The following is a 19,070-nucleotide window of genomic DNA, read 5'->3' on the forward strand; positions in this document are numbered from 1 at the left end:
CGTCCGGTCCACGCGCCGCTCAGCCGATCGCCTCGCGTAGGACGTGCATGAGGGCGTCCAGCTGCACCGTGTCAGCCGAGGCGATCTCGGCGTCCGCACCGTCGAGCGCGCGGGCGGCGAGGCCCGCCTTGGCATCGATGAGTTCGGCGATCTTCGCGTCGATCGTATGCGCCGCGATGATCCGCCAGGCCGTGACCGGCTCCTCCTGACCGATGCGGTGCACACGGTCGATGGCCTGTGTCTGCTCGGCCGAGGTCCAGGACAGCTCGGCAAGCACCACGTTCGAGGAGGCTTGCAGGTTCACGCCGACGCCCGCCGCGGTGAGTGAGCAGACAGCGACCGAGACGTCGGGGTCCTCGTTGAAGGCGTCGATCTGGGTCTGCCGGAACGCCGCGGTCTGGTCGCCGCGGATGGACACCGAGGCGAGCTCGCGCTTCTCGAAAGTCTCCTCGGCCTGATCCAACACGTCGATGTGTTTGGCGAAGAAGACCACCTTGCCCACCGAGCGGGCCAGCTGTGAGGCGTAATCGGCGGCCAGTGCCGCCTTCGCCTGGCCGATCCGGCGGACCATCGTAAAGACGTTCTCGCCGGTCTTGGCCGACTTCGACTCCTCCAGCTCGCTCTGCGCCACGATGCGGATGAACCGCTCGCGCTCGTCGTCGTCGAGCTCGTGCGTGATCGAGGCGGTGACGGCCCGGAAACGCTGGAGCATCCGCGCTCCGAGCTCACGCTCGGCCTTCTGAATGGAGCGACCGAGGTCGTCGTCGAGTTCGACGGGCAGGTCGACGATCCGCTTCGAGGGCAGATCAGCGGCGACGTCGATCTTTTTGCGTCGGACGATGCCGAGGTCGATGACCGCCTCGCGCGCCTCCGGGTAGAAGCCGGTGTCGGCGGGAGTCAGGCCCGTCTCCTCCAGGCGGCCCAGGAGATCCGGCCCCGGCTTCGTCTCGTCGATCCAGCCGAGGAAGCGCCAGATGGCACGGAAGTCGTCGACGTCGTTGATCAGCGGAGTACCGGTGAGCGCGATCATCAGCGGGTCGTGTCCCGGAGTGGTCTCGCGAATCCTCGAGGCCAGCGCGAGCACGCTCTGCGAGCGCTGCGAGCGGAGGTTTTTGATGAAGTGCGCCTCGTCGACCACCATGCCGCGAAAGCCCAGGCTCCCGAGCCAGCCGATGTGCCGGTCGAGGATGTCGTAGTTGACGATGACCACGTCGGCGAACGCGTCGAGCGTGCCGCCGTCACCGTGGATTACCGTGGCGCGGCGCTGCGGGGTCCAGTGCTCGACCTCGCGCGCCCAGTTCATCTTGACGACGTTCGGCACCACCGCGAGCAACGGGTACGCACCCACGACGGAGGCGGCGAGCAGGCTCTGCGCGGTCTTGCCCAGGCCCGGCTCGTCGGCGAGTAGGAAGCTGCGGTGGCCCTCGCGGGCGCTCTCGATGAAGCGCGCCTGGTGCGGCATCAGCTCGCGCCCACGCGGGGAGACGCGGTCGAGTTTCGGCGGCTCCGGGAGCTCCATGCTCGCGGCCCGTCCGCCCGCGCCGTACTCGAAGGCCTTGAAGAGCGGACCGAGCAGCTCCCAGTCGTCCAGCCGGCGGCGCGGCGCCGGGGCTACGGCCTCCGCGATCGAGAAGTCCGGCGGGAGGAAGGGGTTCGCCAGCTGGCGCGCACGCACCGACGGGGGCACGACCTGGTTCACCGCCACCTCGGCCTTGGGCTCCGGTTCGGTCACGATCACAAGCTCGTCGGGGCTCAGCTCGGCACCCGCCTCCAACAGCCAGTCGCGGCGCAGCTTCTGCGCGGCCGGCGTGACGCCCGCCTCCGATTCGAGCAGCGCGATCAGGCTGGTGTCGCGCGCGGCCGTCTTGGCGAGGATCGTGGCGATACCGTCGAGGCGCTTCATTTCTTCTGCGCGCTGGGCCTCGCTGAGCGAGGTGTCGACCTTGACCCGCTTGCGCTCCTCGCGCATCAGCAGGGCGATCACCAAGAATTTCGTCCGGTTGGTCGGCCCGACCTTGCCGGTCTGGGCCTTCGCCTCCACCTCGCGGACGCGGCGGGCGAGGATCGGAATGATCCCCGCGTTGTCCACACCGCGCGAACGCGATCGGGGTCGGCTCCCGGCGGCGTTCGACGCTCGACGCGTCTGTCCGGACTGACGCTGGCCGCTGCGAGCCATGCTCCTCCTCGATGTGTGACGGGGGCGGAGGAGGGATTCCCGCGCGCTGCCGTCGCCGTGCATCCGCCGGATCGCCTCCGGGGAGACGACGGGCGTCGGTGCATCCGGTGGCTGTCAGGAGCTCCGAGCAACGGGTCTGAGACCCGGTCGCAGCGTCCCCGGCGTGCGGATGCAGAAGAAGTCTACTCCTCGGCGGGCTCTCGGCGGTCCTGCGCCGCGCGGGGAGGCGCGCCCGACGTCACTCCGGGGTCGGGACGCGGATGATCAGCCCGGCGGCGACGAAGACGCCGACCGCGGCGAGGCTCAGTGACGACCAGACCGCGTCCGGAAAAGCGAACGGCAGCACCGGGTTCCACAGCACGAGCACCGGGACGAGCCCGATCAGCCACAGGAAAGCGCGCGCCTGGATCGCGAACCAGCCGATCACCGCCGCGAGGATTGCCACCGGGTACCGGATCACGTCATAGGCATCGGAGCCGACGAGGGCGAGCCCGGCCAACAGCACGATCGCTGCCAGGATCCCGGGCGCGAGCGCCATCCGCGCCCGGTCCCGCGAGGGGTAGCGGGCGGCGGTCGTCCTGGTCGGCTTGCGGGTGCTCACCTCTCGATCGTACGGGGGCCGATACCCCACCCGGGTACGGACGGCGGAGCGTAGGCTGGCGGAGTGATCGAGGACCTCAAAAAGCGTTCGCTGCACCGTGCCCGCATCCTCGGCGGCCAGATGCGCGGCCTCGAGCGGATGATCGAGAACGAGGACTACTGCGTCGACATCGTCACGCAGTCCCTCGCCATTCAAAAGTCGCTCGGCTCGCTGAACAAGCTCATCGTCGAGAACCACCTCCGCACGCACATCACCGCGATGTTCGAGGAGGGCGGCGACGCCCGCGAGGCCGCGATCGCCGAACTCGTGACCATCTTCGAGCTCTCCCACAACCGCTCGTGAGCGCCGCACTCATCGCCGCCGCCAGGAACCGTCCGCTGCTGCTCGACGGCGGCCTGGGCACCGAGCTAGAGGCGCAGGGGGCCGCTGTCGACTCCGCCCTCTGGAGCGCTCGGGTCCTGCTCGAAGAACCTGAGCGGATCGTCGCCGCCCACCGCGCGTTCGCCGAGGCGGGCGCACGGGTGGCGGTGACCGCGAGCTACCAGGTGTCGGCGAGCGGATTCGCGGCCGCGGGCCTTGCTCCCGGGCTCGCCGAGCACGCGCTCCGCGAGAGCGTCGCGCTGGCCAGGCGGGCGCAGAGCGGCTGGGTCGCCGCCTCCGTCGGCCCCTACGGTGCGAGCCTCGGCGACGGCTCCGAGTACCGCGGCGACGACGATCTCACCGTGGACGAGCTCGCCGCCTGGCACCGCCCCCGCCTCGAGGCGCTGGCCGCGGCCGGCCCGGACCTGCTCGCGGTCGAGACCATCCCCTCCGTCCGGGAGGTGCGCGCCGTCGTGGCCGCCCTCGCGGGCTCCTCCATCCCCGCCTGGATCTGCGTGAGCGGACGCTCAGGCCGAACCGCGGCCGGGGAGCCCCTGGCCGAAGCGTTCACCGTCGCCGCCGCCTCCGCGGAGGTGATCGGCGTCGGAGTGAACTGCTGGCCCCCCGGTGACGTCGCCGAGGCTACGCGCATCGCCCGCTCGGTCACCCGCAAGCTGGTCGTCGTCTACCCCAATAGCGGTGAGGAGTGGGACGCCGTCGGTCGCTGCTGGACGGGCGACGCGGCCTTCGATCCCGCACTCGTCGCCTCCTGGCGCGCGGCGGGCGCTGACCTGATCGGCGGGTGCTGCCGAGTCGGTCCGGCGGCGATCGCCGCTCTCGGCCGCAGCCTGGAAGAGGACGCATGACTTCTCTGCGAGCCGTCCTCGGCGACCTCACCCGCGAACACGCCGACGCGATCGTGAACGCCGCGAACTCGTCCCTCCTCGGCGGGGGCGGCGTCGATGGAGCACTTCACCGCGCGGGCGGTCCGGAGATCCTCGCCGCCTGCCACCGGCTCCGCGAGACCGAGTTGCCCGGCGGCCTGCCCGCCGGCTCGGCCGTCGCCACCACCGCAGGCCGCCTCCCGGCCCGCTGGGTCGTGCACACCGTCGGCCCCGTCCACTCCCGCTCGGAGGACCGCAGTGCCGTTCTCGCCTCCGCTTATCGCGAATCGGTTCGTATCGCGGTCGGCCTCGGCGCACACACGGTCGCCTTCCCGGCTGTCTCGGCGGGCGTGTACGGCTGGCCGATGGACGACGCGGCGCGCATCGCGGTGGAGTCGGTGCGGTCGGCGACCGTCGACGGCGCCCTCGACGAGGTTCGCTTCGTGCTCTTCTCGGAGGCCGCCCTCGCCGCGTTCGAGGCCGCCCTCGCCGCAGAGTGACGGGGAGGGGAGCCGACCAGCCGGTCGGCTCCCCCTCGCTCGTGTTTACGCCGTCTTCGGCCGCGCGAACTCGTCGTACGGCAGCGTGAGCGGACGGGTCCGCGGGGGCATCCGCACCACAGCCTCGAGCGCCGGGCCCAGTGCCTCCCGCCAAGCGTGGTAGCCGTCCTCGTTCAAGTGCAGACCATCCGGCGAGTACTGCTCGAGGAGTCCGCCGTCCTCCCCCGCGAGCACCGGCCACAGGTCGAGGTAGCCCGCGTGCGCGGTGGGCGCGAACTGCCAAAGGTGGCGGTTGATCTCGCGGATCTGCGGGGCGAACTCGTGCCCGCGCGGCAGAACCGAGGTGACCAGGATGCGCACATCGGGCAGGTCGCGGCGGAACGTTGCGACCACGGTCTCGATGTTGCGCACGACGTGCTCGGTGGTGCGGTGCCAGGCCAGGTCGTTGGTGCCGATCAGCAGCACCACCGTGTCCGGCTCCTGCGCGACGAGCTCGGGCAGCCGCGCGACGACGTCCGCCGTGGTGGCCCCACCGACTCCCTCATCGACGACTGTCGACTCCGTCAGCCAGTCGCCCCAGGCACCGGCCTGAATGATGCTGTCCCCGATGAAAAGGACCTTCCCCAGCTGGAAATCGCGCCCCGCGTCCGCCATCGACCGTTCGCTCATCGTGCTCCTCTCGTCGGCGTCCCGGGCGGTCTCGCCGCCGTCGGACCCCTCCATTGTCACCGCTGCACCCGGCGCCCGCCAGGGGAGCGCTCGTCGCCGGAGTCCGGCAGGTCGGCCGCAGTGGCCGTGATGCGGTTGGCCATACCGTTGAAGATGATGCCGTGGAAGGGCAGGATCGCGAACCAGTAGAGTCGGCCGGCGAGGCCCTGCGGGAAGAAGACCGCGCGCTGTGTGTAGACCGATCCGCCGTCTCCGGAGGGCTCGGCACGCATCTCGAGCCAGGCGCCTCCGGGCACCTTCATCTCGGCGCGCAGGCGCAGGAGCGTCGGCCGCTCGATCGCCTCGACCCTCCAGAAGTCCAGCGCGTCACCCGCGTGGAGGCGGGCGGAGTCGCGGCGCCCGCGCTGGAGCCCCACTCCCCCGACCAGGCGGTCCATCCAGCCGCGGATCACCCACGCGAGCGGGAAGGAGTACCAGCCGTTGGTGCCGCCGATGCCCTCGATCACACGCCAGAGCTTGGCCGGGTCGGCGGGGGTGCGCCGCTCCTTGAGGTCGACGTAGACCGTGTGGCCGGCCCACTCCGGGTCACTCGGCAGCGGATCGCTGGGGGCGCCGACGACCTCCGCGTTCTGCCAGCTCGTCTCGATCTCGCCCGCCTGCATCTTGCCCAGCGCAAGCCGGACCGCCCGGCGGTACGAGGTCAATCCGCCCTCCGGGTCGGGGATGAGCGAGCGGATGTCCTGCTCGTGCACCACGCAGTCGTACTGGAGGGAGGCGATGATCGGCACCGCGAGCGAGCGCGGGATCGGCGTGACCAGGTTGACCCACTGCGAGGCCAGCCACGGCGTGAACACCGGCAGAGACGCGATCGGCCGCTGCGGCAGACCAGCCTCCACTGCGTAGCCGTTCATCATCTGGCCGTAGCGCAACACGTCCGGCCCGCCGATGTCGAAGGTCCGGTTCAGCGAGGCGTCCTGGAGCGAAGCGGCACCGATGAGGTAATGCAGCACGTCGCGCACCGCGATCGGCTGGATGAAGTTGCGCACCCACTGCGGCGCGGGCATGTACGGCAGCACGTCGGTGAGGTGACGAACCATCTCGAAGGAGGTCGATCCGGAGCCGATGATCACGCCGGCCTGCAGCGCGATGGTCGGCACGCCCGACTCCATCAGGATCCGGCCCACCTCCGCCCGCGAGCGGAGGTGCTTCGAGAGCTCCTGGCCCTCGGGGTGCAGGCCGCCGAGGTAGACGATGCGACCGACGCCGCCCGCCTTCGCCGCCGTGGCCACATTCTGCGCGGCCCGGCTCTCGACCTCCTCGAAGTGGGCGTGGTCGTTTCCGGAGCCCATCGAGTGGACGAGGTAGTAGAGGACGTCGACGCCCTCCACGGCCGCGGTCAGCGACTCCGGATCGCCGAGATCGCCCTGGGCGACCTCGACCTCACCCGCCCACGGCACGTCGGAGAGCTTGCGCGGATCACGCACGAGAACGCGCACCCGGAAGCCCGCCTCGAGAAGGCGGGGTGTCAGCCGACCACCGATGTAGCCGGTGGCGCCGGTGACGAGCGCGAGGGGTCGCGCCGAGTCGGTGGGGGTATCGCTCATGTCGCCACGCTACGCCGGTGGCGCCGCGACCTCCCCCGCTGGTGCGGGCTCGCGGGCCCTGCTAGGCGGGCCTTGACTCGCGCTCAGGCGATATACCGAGGACCTCGCGGACGCGCAGAACGTCCTGGTTCATCTGGCGGATGAGCGGCTCGACGCCCTCGTAGGCGACCTGGCCGCGAATCCGGCCGACGAACGCCACGTCGACCACGCGATCGTAGAGGTCGAGGGTGTCGAGCGTCTGGTCGAGCACGTACGCCTCGACCTGCTTCGGCGGCACTCCGACGAAGGTGGGGTTGCTGCCGACCGAGATCGCGGCGGGATGCGTGACGCCGTCGGTGCTGAGCCGCCCCGCGTAGACGCCGTCGGCCGGGATCAGGCCCTGCGACTGGGGAGAGAGATTCGCGGTCGGGAAGCCGAGCTCGCGCCCGCGCTTCGCGCCGTGCACGACCACTCCGCGGACCACGGGCTCGTGCCCGAGCAGGCGCGTCGCGTGCTCCACATCGCCTTCTGCGAGCAGCTGGCGGATCCAGGTGGAGGAGACGCGGCGGCCATCCTCGGGCCGCACGTCGTCGATCAGCTCGACCTCGAAGCCGTACTGCCGCCCGAGCACGCGGAGCAGGTCGACGTCGCCCGCGCCCCGGGCGCCGAAGCGGAAGTCGGAGCCGACGAGCACCACGCGGGCCTCGAGAGCGTCGACCAGGATCTGCTGAACGAACTCCTCCGGCGAGAGCGCGCGGAACTCCTCGTCGAAGGTGAGCAACAGCGTCGCGTCGACGCCGGTTCCCGCGAGCAACTCCAGTTTCTGCTCGTTGCCGGCCAGGACGGGCGGACACTTCTCCGGCGCGATCACGCTGAGGGGATTGCGGTCGAAGGTGACGACCACGGCGGCCAGAGCCCGCTCGCGCGCCCGCTCGTGCAGCGTGCCGATCACGGCCCGATGCCCGGAGTGGACGCCGTCGAACTTGCCGATCGTGACCGCGGAGGGGCCGATCCCGGCTAGATCGCCGGGGCGAGTCTCGACGCGCATCAGACCCCCGCCCTCGATGAGCGCCGCCCCTGCACGCGGAGCCACCAGAGGCCGAGCATCGGCAGGACGAGCGGGATGAGCAGGTACCCCGCGCCGAACGCCGCCCAGACTGTCGACTGACGGCCGAACGGATCGGCGCTGGTGAGCCCGAGCAGCTGCGGTGCGAGCAGGCTGAGCGCGCCGACCACGAGCACGCCCACCAGCTCGAAGGTGATGGTCACCCAAGCCACTCGCTGCCAGGCGCGCCCCGGCTGGACCAGCGCGACGGTCGCCACGATGTACACCACGGCCGAGAGCGCCGAGAGCGAGAACGCCAGCGGCGCCTCGTCGAAGCGGTCGATGATCTGAAAGACGGAGCGGCCCGTCGCGGCAAGCGCCAGAATCCCGTACACCACGACGAGCAGGCTGCCGATACCGCGCGAACGGGCGGAGCGGGTCGAGTCGCCGCTTCCGGAGGCCGAGGGGTTTCGAGGGTTGTGGGCGGCCCGTCCGGACGCATCGCTGGCTGGTTTCGACATCGCAGGTCCATGCTAGGCGCTCGCCGGGCCGGGTCCGGCGGTAGGCCGGATCAGGCGCTCTGGAAGAACCAGATCTGGTGCATCCGGTAGACCATCACCGCGATCGAGAGGCAGGTGATGCCCAGGATCACGGTGCTCCAGCGGCTCCGCTCGATCAGCGCCCAGAAGCCCGCGGCGAGCGGCAGGAGCAGCGCCGAGATCAGGTAGATGTAGTACTCCGGCAGGCTCCCCGACGGGCGGTTGCCGACCAGGGGAGAGACGAGCGCGACCGCCAGCTGCACGATCAGGAGCAACTCGACGATCGCCGTCGCTCCCACCGAGACGTCGGAGGGGCGGCGGGCGAGCAGCCCGAGCACCAGGCAGAGCAGGCCCGCCATGACGGCGATCCCCACCTGGAGGGTCGTGAACCACTCGATCACGACGCGACCGTCCGCAGGTCCTCGGTCGGGAAGTTGACCACGCTCTTGAGCTGGGTGCCGCGGCGCTCGGCGAGGCCGATCAGCCGCTCCCCCGGGCCGACGGCGGCCAGGAGCCCCGTCGAGCCCGCGACCGCCTCCGGGGCCGGGATGCGTTTGCCATTGGCGAGGTCACCCGCCTCCTGCGCATCGAGGCGGAGCAGCGGGAACAGCTCGCCCGCCACGCGCGTCGGCGACAGGAGCGCGGCGGGGACGTCGAGCTCGTCGATCTCGCCGGCCTGCGCCACCGAGAACGGTCCGACGGCGGTGCGGCGGAGGGTCGTGAGGTGCCCGCCGACTCCGAGCGCCGCGCCGAGGTCACGAGCCAGCGCACGGATGTAGGTGCCGGAGGAGCAGGTGACGCGCACGTCGAGGTCAAGGCGTGCACCCTCATCGAGGGTGTCGATCCGGCGACTCTCCAGCAGGTCGAAGGCCGAGACGGTCACCGGACGGGAGGCGAGAACGACCTCCTCGCCGTCGCGGGCGCGAGCGTAGGCACGCCGGCCGTCCACCTTGATCGCGCTGACTGTGCTCGGAACCTGCTCGATCGCTCCGGTGAGGGCCGCGATGCCGTCGGCCACCGCCTCCGGGGTGAGAGCTGCCACGAGGTCGGAGTCGGCGGAGGCGAGGACCTCGCCCTCGCGGTCGTCTGTACTCGTCGAGGCGCCGAGCCGAATGGTCGCCTCGTACTGCTTGTCGAGTCCCACCAGGTAGGTGAGCAGCCGCGTCGAGGGGCCGAGCCCGAGGATCATCAGCCCGGTGGCCATCGGATCGAGTGTGCCCGCGTGGCCGACCTTCCGGGTCCCCGCGCGGCGACGAGTCCGCGAGACGAGGTCGTGGCTGGTGATGCCGCCGGGCTTGTCGAGCAGGAGGATGCCGTTCGGAGCCGGGGCGGGGGTCTCGAGCACGGATGTGAGGATACACGGACGGATCGGGAGTCCTCTCTGGGGGTGGCGTCGGACCCCGCTCCTCCCCGCCCTAGGCTGTCCGGATGAGGATCGCAGTACTCGGAGCAGGCGCCGTCGGCGGCACTGTCGCCGCCCTTCTCGACAAGGCGGGGCACGACGTCGAGGTCACCGCTCGCGGCGACCACCTCATCGCGATCCGCCGCTCAGGGCTCCGTCTGGACGGGGCGTGGGGCGAGCACACCGCGTGGGTCCGCTGCGGTGAGACCCTCGACCTCGTCCCGGATCTCGCCATCGTCTGCACGAAGGCGCAGGACGCCGAGGACGCGCTGCGCAGCAACCGTCGCACCGTCGACGGCACTCTGGTCGTCGTCGTGCAGAACGGACTCGACGGCCTCACCGCTGCCGCCCGCCAGGTGCGCGACGCTCGCCTCGTCGGCGCCCTGGCCCTGTTCGCCGCGAGCCACCTCGAGCCCGGTCGCGTCACCGTCACCGCCGCTGCGACGACCACGCTCGGCGTCCCCGGCCGTCCGGCCGACGACGACGTGCGCCGCGCCGCCGCTCTTCTCGGCGAGGCAGTCCCCACCGCGGTCACGGACGACTTCCTCGGCGCGCAGTGGACGAAGCTGCTGATCAACGAGATGAACGCCCTCCCGGCGATCACCGGGCTCTCGGTGCAGGAGACGATCGCCGACCAGGGCCTGCGCCGAGTCCTGGCTCGGGCGATCCGCGAGGCCGCCCGGACCGGCATCGCTGCGGGCATCCGCTTCGGCTCGCTCCAGGGCCTCTCGAACGCCTCCGTCCGCGCACTCGCCGCCGCTCCGCTGCCCGTGGTCGAGCTGCTCCCCCGCCGGATGGCCGCCGGCATGGGCGAGGTGCCCAACCCCGGATCGACGCTGCAGAGCATCCGACGCGGGGTGCCCAGCGAGATCGACCACCTGGCCGGAGCCGTGGTCCGCACCGCTCATCGCGGTGGACGCGAGGCCCCGGTCAACCAGCTGCTGGTCGACCTGGTGCATGAGGTCGAGCGGGCGGGCACCTTCCTGCCCCCCGCCGAGGTCGTTCGCCGGGCCGCCGCGGTCTGAGACTCCGTCCCGGCTCTTCTCTGCGTTCGCTGTGCAGGCGGCGCGTTCAGCAGGAGTCGGCGAAGATGCGGCGGGGCTGCTCCGGATCGCGGATGTCGACGAGGATGCCCGCGAGCCGGCGCGGATCCGTCGTGGCGCGGTAGGCCCGATCAACCGGCGGCTCCTGCGTATCGAGCCGGATGCTGGTGCTCCACGCCCCGCGCAACTCCGGCCGCAGCGCGAACTCGCCGTCCACGAGCAGCACCGCATCGCGGCCGGCGGTCCGCCAGCGCGCCTGCCTCGCCTGGTCCCGCAGCGAGTCGAAGCCCGCGAGCACGAATCTCGTGCTTCCGCCGAGCGTGAACGGATCCAGGAGCACCCGCCGCAGGAGTTCGTAGTTGTAGCCGCCCGCGTAGGAGCGCTGCTGCTCGGGCACGGCGGGATCCTCCCGCTCGGCCCGGGGACGGCGGAAGTCCGCAAGGTGCGCGATGATCGCGTCCCGACCGGCCCGGCGCAGCGCCTCCGCCAGCTCGAGAGCGAATGCGCCGCTCACCTCCGGGTCGTCGCCGTCGATACCGACCGTGACCCGTCCGCGCGCGTAGTTGTGCAGCACCTCCGCCGCGAGAGCGTCGAGCACATCGGCCTTCTGCGGAGCCCACCTGGTCATCCGCCCACGATACGCGCCAGCGCCTAGTGTGGGCTGATGCCCTCCGCCGCCCTCGCCACTGCGATCGTCGCCTGGTACCGCACGAACGCACGCGACCTGCCGTGGCGCCGCGAGGGATTCCCCGCCTGGGGCACTCTGGTCAGCGAGGTCATGCTGCAGCAAACCCCTGTCCTGCGCGTCGTGCCCCGATTGGCCGCCTGGCTGGAACGCTGGCCGACCCCCTCCGCCCTCGCTGCTGTCCCGCCCGGCGAGGCGGTGCGCGCCTGGCAGTCCCTCGGCTACCCGCGACGGGCACTCCGCCTGCACGCCTGCGCCGTGGCGATCGCCGAGGAGCACGGCGACGTGGTCCCGGACGACGTCGACACCCTCCTCGCGCTGCCCGGCATCGGCGACTACACCGCGCGCGCCGTCGCCGTCTTCGCCTACGGACGGCGCCATCCGGTGGTCGACACCAACGTCCGGCGGGTGATCGCACGCGCAGTCGGCGGTGCGGCCGAGCCCGGTCCTCCGCGCGCGAAGGCCGACCTCGACGCGATGTCGGCGCTGCTGCCCGAGTCGCTACCCGACGCCGCGGCCTTCAACGCCGGAGCGATGGAGCTGGGGGCGATCGTCTGCACCGCCCGAGCCCCGCGCTGCGGCGAGTGCCCGATCCGCGACCTCTGCCGCTGGCGGGCTGAGGGCTACCCGGAGCACACCGGAGCGGTGAAGTCGAAGCAGAAGCGGTTCGAAGGCTCCGATCGTCAGGTCCGCGGGCTCATCCTCGCCGAGCTGCGCGCCGCCCACGGCCCGGTCACGGCGGCCGAGGTGGAGTCGCTCTGGCCCGACGCTGAGCAACGCGGTCGGGCTCTGGCCGGGCTTCTGGCCGACGGCCTGGCGACCGGGGACGCCGACAACGGCTATCTCCTCCCCGGCTCCTGAGGCCGGTTCATCGTCCGGCGTCGGAGGAGGCGGGTAGGATCGGCGCCGCGACCGGTCGCCGCCTCCGCCTCTCTCGCCCCGACATCGACCGCACGGGCGTCGCCCGCCTCGACTACCGCGGCGTGCAGCACAGCGTCGACGGGGCGAGCCTCACCCTCCGCGAGGAGGAGGTCGTCGCCGTCGACGGCGCCTACCTCCGCCGGCTCGACACCGACGATCCCGCCCAGCTCGCGATCGTGTACGCCGCGGCGACGCTGTTGCGCGGCGCCGGCTGCACCGCTGTCGTCGTCCTGGACTCGCTCGACGTCGCCACGGGCTCCGCTGCGTTCAACCTCGGCGTCTAATCCTCGGTGTCGTCCTCGCGGGGCTTCACGTAGGGGTCGGCCTCGCCTGCGTAGTCCGCCTGAGCGGCGAGCGACTGCACCTGCGAGTCCTGGCTGCGCGCGGTGGCGAGAAGATCCTCGATGTGCTTCGCGTTCTCGGGAAGCGCGTCGAGGATGAACTCGAGCGATGGAGTGAGCCGCGCGGTGATGTTCTTCCCCACCTCGGTCCGCAGCATGCCAGTGGCGGCCTTGAGGGCGGCGGCCGAATCGGCACGCTCCTCGTCGGTGCCGTACACCGTGTAGAACACGGAAGCGTGCTGCAGGTCGCCGGTCACCTGGACATCGGTGATCGTGACGAAGCCGAGGCGCGGGTCACGGAGACCGCGTTCGAGCCGCCTCGCGACGATCACCTGGATACGTTCGGCGAGCTTCCTCGCCCGGGCCGGATCTGCCATGACTGGTCCTCACATCTCTCTCGGCGAACCGTTCAGCTCGCCATTCAACCACTCCCCGCCCGTCCGACTGTTCCCGTCCGGGGGGCCTTGCGTCGTCCGACGTCTTCCCGAGTCTGCGACGGCCGCGGCCGCCTCGGTCTCAACCCGCGGCAGCGCCCGTCGGAGGGTCCGCGCCTCCGAGACGAGGGCGTTTCCCATTCCTCCGGAGGAGGGAGAGGACGAGAGTCCCCTCCCGATCCCACTGCGCACCAGGAGAAACGCCGGAAGGCCCGGGCGGACCCGGGCCTTCCAGTGGAACGAATCAGCCTCGCGGCTTCTCCTTCATCTCGATCGTCTCGATCTCGTCGCCGATCTGGATGTCGTTGTACTTACCGAGACCGATACCGGCCTCGTAGTCCGTACGGACCTCCGTCACGTCGTCCTTGAAGCGACGCAGCGACTCGATGGCGAGGTTATCCCCGACGACCACGCCGTCACGAATGACACGCGCCTTCGAGTTGCGGGTGATCGTGCCGGAGCGGACGATGACACCCGCGATGTTGCCGACCTTCGAGGAGCGGAACACCTCGCGAATCTCAGCGACACCGGACTGGACCTCCTCGAACTCGGGCTTGAGCATGCCCGTGAGCGAGTTCTCGACCTCTTCGATCGCGTTGTAGATGACCGAGTAGAAGCGGATGTCCACTCCTTCTCGGGCAGCGCGCTCGCGGGCCTTCGGGTCGGGGCGGACGTTGAAGCCCACGATGATCGCGTTGTCGATCGTCGCGAGGTTGACATCCGACTCCGTGATCGCACCGACACCGCGATGGATGATCCGCAGCTGCACGGAGTCGTCGACCTCGATCTTGACGAGCGACTCCTCCAGCGCCTCGACGGCACCGGACACGTCGCCCTTGATGATGAGGTTGAGCGACTCGACCTTCCCCTCCTCGAGAGCACGGGTGAAGTCCTCGAGCGAGATGCGCTTGCGGGCCTTGGCCAGCAGGGCGTTGCGCTGAGCGGCTTCGCGCTTCTCGGCGATCTGGCGAGCGGTGCGATCCTCCTCGGTGACGAGGAAGGTGTCGCCGGCGCGGGGCACGGACGAGAGTCCCTGCACCTGAACCGGACGCGACGGTACGGCCTCGAGGACGGCGTTGCCGTTCTCGTCCGCCATCGCACGCACGCGGCCGTACGCCGTTCCGGCGACGATCGCGTCGCCGACCCGCAACGTTCCCGACTGGATGAGGACGGTCGCGACCGCACCGCGTCCCTTGTCGAGCTTCGCCTCGATCGCGACTCCGCGCGCCTCCTTGTCGGGGTTGGCGCGCAGGTCGAGACCGGCGTCCGCGGTGAGCAGCACGGCGTCCAGGAGGTCCTGGATACCGGTGCCGGCACGGGCCGATACGTCGACGAACATGACGTCTCCGCCGTACTCCTCCGCGACGAGCCCGAACTCGGTGAGCTGCTGGCGCACCTTGGCCGGGTTCGCGTCGGGCTTGTCCACCTTGTTCACCGCGACCACGATCGGCACGTTGGCCGCCTGGGCGTGGTTCAGCGCTTCGATGGTCTGCGGCATGATGCCGTCATCCGCCGCGACCACCAGGATCGCGATGTCCGTGACCTGGGCACCGCGGGCTCGCATGGCGGTGAACGCCTCGTGACCCGGGGTGTCGATGAAGGTGATCGGACGCTCGATGCCCTCGTGCTCCGCGACGACCTGGTACGCACCGATGTGCTGCGTGATGCCGCCCGCCTCGCCGGCGACGACGTTGGCGTTGCGGATCGCGTCGAGCAGGCGCGTCTTTCCGTGGTCGACGTGACCCATGACGGTGACGACGGGGGGACGGATCTCGAGGTCCTCGTCCGTCTCGTCGTCCAGCTCCTGCTCGAGGTCGAGACCGAAGCCCTCGAGGAGCTCCTTGTCCTCATCCTCGGGCGAGACGACCTGGATCGTGAAGCCGAGCTCGGAGCCGAGCACCTCGAAGGTGGCCTCGTCGAGCGACTCGGTCGCCGTCGCCATCTCGCCGAGGGCGAAGAGGACGGTGACCAGGTTGCCGGGGGGTACCGGCACGCCGGTCATGGCCTCGATCTTGTCGGCGAAGTCCGAGATCGACGCGCCGCGGCGCAGACGGATGACCGTCTTGCCGTCCCCGCGGGGAACGCTGACACCGCCGAGCGACGGGGCCTCCCTGAGCTCGAACTCCTGACGCTTCGTGCGCTTGGACTTGCGGGCCTTGCTCTTGCCGCCACCGCGGCCGAAGGCGCCCGCGGTCCCACCGCCGGGGCCGCGACCGCGACCGCCGCCACCACCGGGACGCGGGGCGAAGCCGCCACCGGCACCGGGAGCACCGCCGGGGCGCTGGAATCCGCCGCCGCCGGGACGACCGGCACCGCCGGGACGTCCCGCGCCGCCGCCGGGCCCGCCGGGACGCTGGCCGAAGCCGGCGGGGCGCTGGCCCATACCGGGTCCGCCGGGTCGGGGCGTGCCGGGGCGCGGAGCTGCGGGGCGGGGAATGTTGCCCGGGGTCGGACGCGATCCCATGCCCTGCGAGCTGGCGAAGGGGTTGTTGCCGGGGCGCGGGGCGGCCGGACGCTGTCCCATGCCCTGGTTGCTGGCGAACGGGTTGTTGCCCGGACGCGGGGTGCCGCCGGGGCGGTTGGAGCCGCCCGAGGCACCACTGGGGCGCGGAGTGTTCGCGGCGGGAGCCGGACGCGGAGTCACAGGCTTGGGTCCGCCCGGGGTGGGGCCGGACGTCGGCTTGTCGGTCGCGGCCGGGGCCTCGGCCGCCTCGGTCGGAGCCGGAGCGGCGGCCTCGGCCGGGGCGTCCTTCGCGGCCTGAGCGCGCTGAGCGGCCGCGGCCTCCTGGGCGGCCTGAGCCTGAGCCTGGCGTTCGGCGACCGACATCGGCGGAGCCGGCGCCGGAGCGGGCGGCTTCACCGGGCCGGGCGTCGGCGCGGAGGGGCGTGCGCCGGCGGGGCGGGGAGCCCCGGGCCGGGCGCTGGCGGTAGGGGTCGCCGGGGTCGACGACGCGCCCGCTGCGGATCCGCCCTGGCCCTGAAGGGCCTGGCGGAGCTTGCGGGCGACCGGGGGTTCGATGCTCGAGGACGGTCCCTTGACGAACTCGCCGAGCTCTTTCAACTTCGCAAGTGCGACCTTGCTATCGACACCGAGTTCGGATGCGATCTCGTGTACGCGTGGTTTTGCCACTTCTCTCCTGTCTTGGGCCTGCACCCAAGACGGGGGCAGGCGTTACGAACGGACGGGTCTCATATCGAGCCGCTCATCAGTCTTCGCTCATGATCAGTTCACGGGCCGTTCTGCCTGTTCTCTATGGTGTGATCGTGCGCTGCTCCGGGCCCTCCGGATGAGGGACCGAGCCGGTCGGATCGTGCGAGGTACTGCTCCAGTTCGCTCGCGTCCACGCTCTCGCGCGTCCGAAACGCCCTGCCGAACGCGCGGCGCTTGACCGCGAGTTCGTAGCAGTCGACCGCGTTGTGGAGCCACGCTCCCCGTCCGGGACGAACGGCACGCGGATCTACCGCGAGGACGTTCGAGTGGAGGACCAGCCTCAGAAGAGAGGCCCGGGGAGCGCGCAAACGGCAGCCGACGCACGTTCTGACGGGTTCCACCCTACTCCCTCCCCTCCGAGACCGCTCCCCCGTCGAGCCGATGCGCGCGGATCACTCCCCGTCCATCACCGAATCGGGCTGGATGTCGATCTTCGCGCCGGTGAGCTTGGCGGCGAGCCGGGCGTTCTGGCCCTCTTTGCCGATGGCGAGCGAGAGCTGATAGTCGGGGACGAGCGCCCGGACGGCCTTGAGGCTCTGATCGATCACGAACGCGCTGGTCACCTTGGCCGGTGAGAGAGCGCTGGCGACGAAGGTCGGCAGGTCGGAGGAGTAGTCGACGATGTCGATCTTCTCGTTATTGAGTTCAGCGGTCACCGCGCGCACGCGCTGGCCGAGCTCGCCGATGCAGGCGCCCTTGGCGTTCACACCGGGCTCGGTCGCGCGAACGGCGATCTTGGTCCGATGACCGGCTTCGCGGGCGAGCGAGACGATTTCGACCACGCCGGATGCGATCTCGGGGACCTCGAGCGCGAACAGCTTGCGCACGAGCGACGGGTGGGTGCGGGACACGTGGACCGAGGGGCCCTTGGGCCCGCGGCCGACGCTCGTGACGTAGACGCGGATCCGGCGCCCGTGGCTGTAGTCCTCGCCGGGCACCTGCTCCTCCGGCGAGAGGATCGCCTCGATCGAGCCGAGGTCGACGTGGATCATCCGCGGGTTCGGGCCCTGCTGAATGACTCCGGCGACGATATCGCCCTCGCGGCCCTTGAACTCGCCGAGCACGTGCTCATCGGCGATGTCGCGCAGGCGCTGATTGATGACCTGCTTGGCGGCGAAGGCGGCGATGCGGCCGAAGTCGCGCGGCGAGTCCTCGGCCTCGCCCACGACGGCGCCCTCGTCGTCGTACTCGGGCACGAAGACCGAGACGTGGCCGGTCTTACGGTCCAGGTGCACACGGGCGGCGACGGCGGTGGCCTTGTCGGCGTCGTCGGCTTGGCCGATGTGCTTGAGGTAGGCGGTCAGGATCGCCTGCTCGATGATCTGCACGAGTTCCTCGAACGGGATCTCGCGCTCGCGCTCCATCAGTCGCAGAACGCTCAAGTCGATGTCCACGGGCGGGCCTTTCTCTCTATTCACTTGGATCCAGCGGTGGTGACCGCGGACGTTCGCCCCGGGCTCACACCCGGATCAGCGATCCAGGGTACCCGACGCGGCCGCACGGTCCACCCGCACACCCGGAAGCGGTGGGAGGAACGGGAGGAGTGGCAGAGGACGTCGTGAAAGATCCGACAGGACGCGCCCGGTGCGGCGTCCGAGAGAACACAACGATCAGGAACCGACCGTTCCTGCCCGTTGAGCTAGTCTTCTCCACCTTGTGGAGTGCAGGAGGCGGCGATCGTGGCAGCGAGTCCGACGTCGGGTCGGTTGCTGTCGAGGTTCCAGCTCTCCTTGCCTGCGATGGAGGTGCGGCCGAGGAAGCGACAGCTGAACTGGTCGTGGAGGTTGTTGTGATCGAGTCGAGACCGGTCGCCCTTCTCCAGGGCTTCTCCCCAGGCGGCCTCGTTGGCGTCGGGGCCTACGGCGAGCTGGTCGCGTCCGTAGTCCGTGGGGTAGACCTGCGCGGTGGGTCCCCGCTGCGGGTCGCCCTGTACCCACGTGACGTGATCGATGAGGTCTTGACCGAACCACGAGTCCGCGACCAGAGGGAAGGCGATACCGGGTTGAGAGAGGTCGACGATCTGAGTGAGTGTCGTGCCAGCGATGTCGTAATGGGTAGGAATACTCGTTCCGTTCGCGTCGCGGGCCCAAGCGGCCTTCACGCCTCCGCTCCAGAATCCGACCGCGTCGAGCACGCTGACTGTGCCGCTGTCATTGGCGTGCAAGCTCGATCCGACAGGAAGATCGAGGTTGTCACTGGAGGCGTGAGGGGCGGAACTGCTCCCTATGACGGTGTTGACAGCAACGGAGCCGTCGGTGTGCGTGACGGCGACCGTGGACGTGCTGTTGCGGTTGTCGTAGACAGTCACGCCCGCCTGTTGTGTCGGGGCTGCGGTGGCGGTGTCGGCGAACGGTGCGCCGACCGTGACAGGCGTGGTGCTGTCCGTTCCGAACGCAAGCAGAGGCGCGTTGCTGACAACGCTCTTCTGTTTTGACCCCCGCGGAGACGGAGTGGGCGTGGCTGTGTTGGCCAGCGCTTCGGGGGATGCAGACGCGAGAGCAGCCACTGCGTCCGGGGTAGGCGGCTGTGCAGCAGATGCTGCGGCGGCGAGAGCAGTGGTGGAGCTGACACGGATGTTCGGGTCCTGCCGAGGCGCCGGTTTCCTCACCGTGGTGGCCAGCGCGATCATCTCGCTGCGTCGGGCGGAGTGGGACGGGCACGAAAGCTCTCGCCGCG

20 protein-coding genes are annotated in these 19,070 nt (G+C 70.7%); 6 read left to right on the forward strand and 14 right to left on the reverse strand.

Going from position 1 to position 19,070, the window contains the following annotated elements; all coding sequences use genetic code 11:
* Positions 1 to 19: 19 nt before the first annotated feature.
* Both A6122_RS08760 and A6122_RS08765 read right to left on the reverse strand, forming a co-directional pair.
* Entirely contained in the window at positions 20 to 2,176 is a 2,157-nt protein-coding gene (locus A6122_RS08760; RefSeq protein ID WP_068253899.1) for a DEAD/DEAH box helicase, read from the reverse strand.
* 238 nt (positions 2,177 to 2,414) lie between these two features.
* On the reverse strand, positions 2,415 to 2,777 hold the full coding sequence (locus A6122_RS08765) for a DUF6804 family protein (RefSeq protein WP_237358156.1): 363 nt from the start codon (positions 2,775 to 2,777) through the stop codon (positions 2,415 to 2,417).
* Between the two features lie 63 nt (positions 2,778 to 2,840).
* On the opposite strand from A6122_RS08765, the gene A6122_RS08770 reads away from it, so the two are divergent.
* Genes A6122_RS08770 through A6122_RS08780 form a run of 3 tightly spaced genes read left to right on the forward strand, consistent with a single transcriptional unit; the run spans position 2,841 to position 4,521 of the window.
* Complete coding sequence (locus A6122_RS08770) at positions 2,841 to 3,119, forward strand: metal-sensitive transcriptional regulator (RefSeq protein ID WP_068253902.1); 279 nt, start codon at positions 2,841 to 2,843, stop codon at positions 3,117 to 3,119.
* Positions 3,116 to 4,003: a homocysteine S-methyltransferase gene (gene mmuM / locus A6122_RS08775; RefSeq protein ID WP_068253905.1), complete on the forward strand. Its 888-nt coding sequence runs from the start codon at positions 3,116 to 3,118 to the stop codon at positions 4,001 to 4,003. The genes A6122_RS08770 and mmuM overlap by 4 nt, the downstream gene beginning before the upstream one ends.
* Entirely contained in the window at positions 4,000 to 4,521 is a 522-nt protein-coding gene (locus A6122_RS08780) for an O-acetyl-ADP-ribose deacetylase (protein WP_068253907.1), read from the forward strand. Before mmuM ends, A6122_RS08780 begins: the two co-directional genes overlap by 4 nt.
* Before the next feature lie 45 nt (positions 4,522 to 4,566).
* Here the strand turns inward: A6122_RS08780 and A6122_RS08785 are convergent, their stop codons facing one another.
* From A6122_RS08785 to truB, 6 genes are all read right to left on the reverse strand, one after another.
* Complete coding sequence (locus A6122_RS08785) at positions 4,567 to 5,190, reverse strand: GDSL-type esterase/lipase family protein (RefSeq protein WP_237358157.1); 624 nt, start codon at positions 5,188 to 5,190, stop codon at positions 4,567 to 4,569.
* Between the two features lie 56 nt (positions 5,191 to 5,246).
* Complete coding sequence (locus A6122_RS08790; RefSeq protein WP_068253910.1) at positions 5,247 to 6,794, reverse strand: SDR family oxidoreductase; 1,548 nt, start codon at positions 6,792 to 6,794, stop codon at positions 5,247 to 5,249.
* Between the two features lie 61 nt (positions 6,795 to 6,855).
* Complete coding sequence (locus A6122_RS08795; protein ID WP_068257375.1) at positions 6,856 to 7,821, reverse strand: bifunctional riboflavin kinase/FAD synthetase; 966 nt, start codon at positions 7,819 to 7,821, stop codon at positions 6,856 to 6,858.
* Entirely contained in the window at positions 7,821 to 8,339 is a 519-nt protein-coding gene (locus tag A6122_RS08800) for a hypothetical protein (RefSeq protein WP_068253913.1), read from the reverse strand. Before A6122_RS08800 ends, A6122_RS08795 begins: the two co-directional genes overlap by 1 nt.
* Positions 8,340 to 8,389: 50 nt before the next feature.
* Complete coding sequence (locus A6122_RS08805) at positions 8,390 to 8,758, reverse strand: hypothetical protein (protein ID WP_068253916.1); 369 nt, start codon at positions 8,756 to 8,758, stop codon at positions 8,390 to 8,392.
* A complete protein-coding gene (truB, locus tag A6122_RS08810) occupies positions 8,755 to 9,702 on the reverse strand; it encodes a tRNA pseudouridine(55) synthase TruB (protein WP_068253919.1) in 948 nt (315 codons plus the stop codon). The genes A6122_RS08805 and truB overlap by 4 nt, the downstream gene beginning before the upstream one ends.
* A gap of 83 nt (positions 9,703 to 9,785) precedes the next feature.
* On the opposite strand from truB, the gene A6122_RS08815 reads away from it, so the two are divergent.
* Complete coding sequence (locus A6122_RS08815) at positions 9,786 to 10,784, forward strand: ketopantoate reductase family protein (RefSeq protein WP_068253922.1); 999 nt, start codon at positions 9,786 to 9,788, stop codon at positions 10,782 to 10,784.
* Between the two features lie 46 nt (positions 10,785 to 10,830).
* On the opposite strand, the gene A6122_RS08820 is transcribed toward A6122_RS08815, so the two are convergent.
* Positions 10,831 to 11,430 (reverse strand): nucleoside/nucleotide kinase family protein, encoded by a 600-nt coding sequence (locus tag A6122_RS08820; RefSeq protein WP_146085083.1) that lies wholly within the window; start codon positions 11,428 to 11,430, stop codon positions 10,831 to 10,833.
* Positions 11,431 to 11,466: 36 nt separating this feature from the next.
* Between A6122_RS08820 and A6122_RS08825 the strand changes: the two genes are divergently transcribed.
* Positions 11,467 to 12,348, forward strand: coding sequence for an HhH-GPD family protein (locus A6122_RS08825; RefSeq protein ID WP_068253927.1), 882 nt, complete (start codon positions 11,467 to 11,469; stop codon positions 12,346 to 12,348).
* Between the two features lie 122 nt (positions 12,349 to 12,470).
* Complete coding sequence (locus A6122_RS08830; RefSeq protein ID WP_068253930.1) at positions 12,471 to 12,692, forward strand: hypothetical protein; 222 nt, start codon at positions 12,471 to 12,473, stop codon at positions 12,690 to 12,692.
* On the opposite strand, the gene rbfA is transcribed toward A6122_RS08830, so the two are convergent.
* The 5 genes from rbfA to A6122_RS15775 form a co-directional block, all read right to left on the reverse strand.
* Positions 12,689 to 13,126, reverse strand: a complete 438-nt coding sequence (gene rbfA / locus A6122_RS08835; RefSeq protein ID WP_068253933.1) for a 30S ribosome-binding factor RbfA — start codon at positions 13,124 to 13,126, stop codon at positions 12,689 to 12,691. The genes A6122_RS08830 and rbfA overlap by 4 nt on opposite strands.
* Before the next feature lie 301 nt (positions 13,127 to 13,427).
* The gene (gene infB, locus A6122_RS08840; RefSeq protein ID WP_068253936.1) at positions 13,428 to 16,313 is read right to left on the reverse strand and encodes a translation initiation factor IF-2; all 2,886 of its coding nucleotides are present in this window, start codon (positions 16,311 to 16,313) and stop codon (positions 13,428 to 13,430) included.
* A 98-nt stretch (positions 16,314 to 16,411) separates the two neighbouring features.
* On the reverse strand, positions 16,412 to 16,735 hold the full coding sequence (locus A6122_RS15770; protein ID WP_084415910.1) for a YlxR family protein: 324 nt from the start codon (positions 16,733 to 16,735) through the stop codon (positions 16,412 to 16,414).
* Between the two features lie 51 nt (positions 16,736 to 16,786).
* Positions 16,787 to 17,788, reverse strand: coding sequence for a transcription termination factor NusA (gene nusA, locus A6122_RS08845; protein ID WP_068253939.1), 1,002 nt, complete (start codon positions 17,786 to 17,788; stop codon positions 16,787 to 16,789).
* A gap of 245 nt (positions 17,789 to 18,033) precedes the next feature.
* Entirely contained in the window at positions 18,034 to 19,023 is a 990-nt protein-coding gene (locus A6122_RS15775; RefSeq protein ID WP_084415911.1) for a DUF2599 domain-containing protein, read from the reverse strand.
* Positions 19,024 to 19,070: the final 47 nt, after the last annotated feature.

Source organism: Rathayibacter tritici (assembly GCF_001641005.1).
Taxonomy (GTDB): domain Bacteria; phylum Actinomycetota; class Actinomycetes; order Actinomycetales; family Microbacteriaceae; genus Rathayibacter; species Rathayibacter tritici.

What these genes read in the sequence shown, in the direction of transcription:
- A6122_RS08760 (WP_068253899.1), bottom strand. Translation starts at nt 2,176, where the DNA reads ATGGCTCGCAGCGGCCAGCGTCAGTCCGGACAGACGCGTCGAGCGTCG.
- A6122_RS08780 (WP_068253907.1), top strand. Translation starts at nt 4,000, where the DNA reads ATGACTTCTCTGCGAGCCGTCCTCGGCGACCTCACCCGCGAACACGCC.
- A6122_RS08785 (WP_237358157.1), bottom strand. Translation starts at nt 5,190, where the DNA reads ATGAGCGAACGGTCGATGGCGGACGCGGGGCGCGATTTCCAGCTGGGG.
- A6122_RS08790 (WP_068253910.1), bottom strand. Translation starts at nt 6,794, where the DNA reads ATGAGCGATACCCCCACCGACTCGGCGCGACCCCTCGCGCTCGTCACC.
- A6122_RS08795 (WP_068257375.1), bottom strand. Translation starts at nt 7,821, where the DNA reads ATGCGCGTCGAGACTCGCCCCGGCGATCTAGCCGGGATCGGCCCCTCC.
- A6122_RS08800 (WP_068253913.1), bottom strand. Translation starts at nt 8,339, where the DNA reads ATGTCGAAACCAGCCAGCGATGCGTCCGGACGGGCCGCCCACAACCCT.
- A6122_RS08815 (WP_068253922.1), top strand. Translation starts at nt 9,786, where the DNA reads ATGAGGATCGCAGTACTCGGAGCAGGCGCCGTCGGCGGCACTGTCGCC.
- A6122_RS08820 (WP_146085083.1), bottom strand. Translation starts at nt 11,430, where the DNA reads ATGACCAGGTGGGCTCCGCAGAAGGCCGATGTGCTCGACGCTCTCGCG.
- A6122_RS08825 (WP_068253927.1), top strand. Translation starts at nt 11,467, where the DNA reads ATGCCCTCCGCCGCCCTCGCCACTGCGATCGTCGCCTGGTACCGCACG.
- rbfA (WP_068253933.1), bottom strand. Translation starts at nt 13,126, where the DNA reads ATGGCAGATCCGGCCCGGGCGAGGAAGCTCGCCGAACGTATCCAGGTG.
- A6122_RS15775 (WP_084415911.1), bottom strand. Translation starts at nt 19,023, where the DNA reads ATGATCGCGCTGGCCACCACGGTGAGGAAACCGGCGCCTCGGCAGGAC.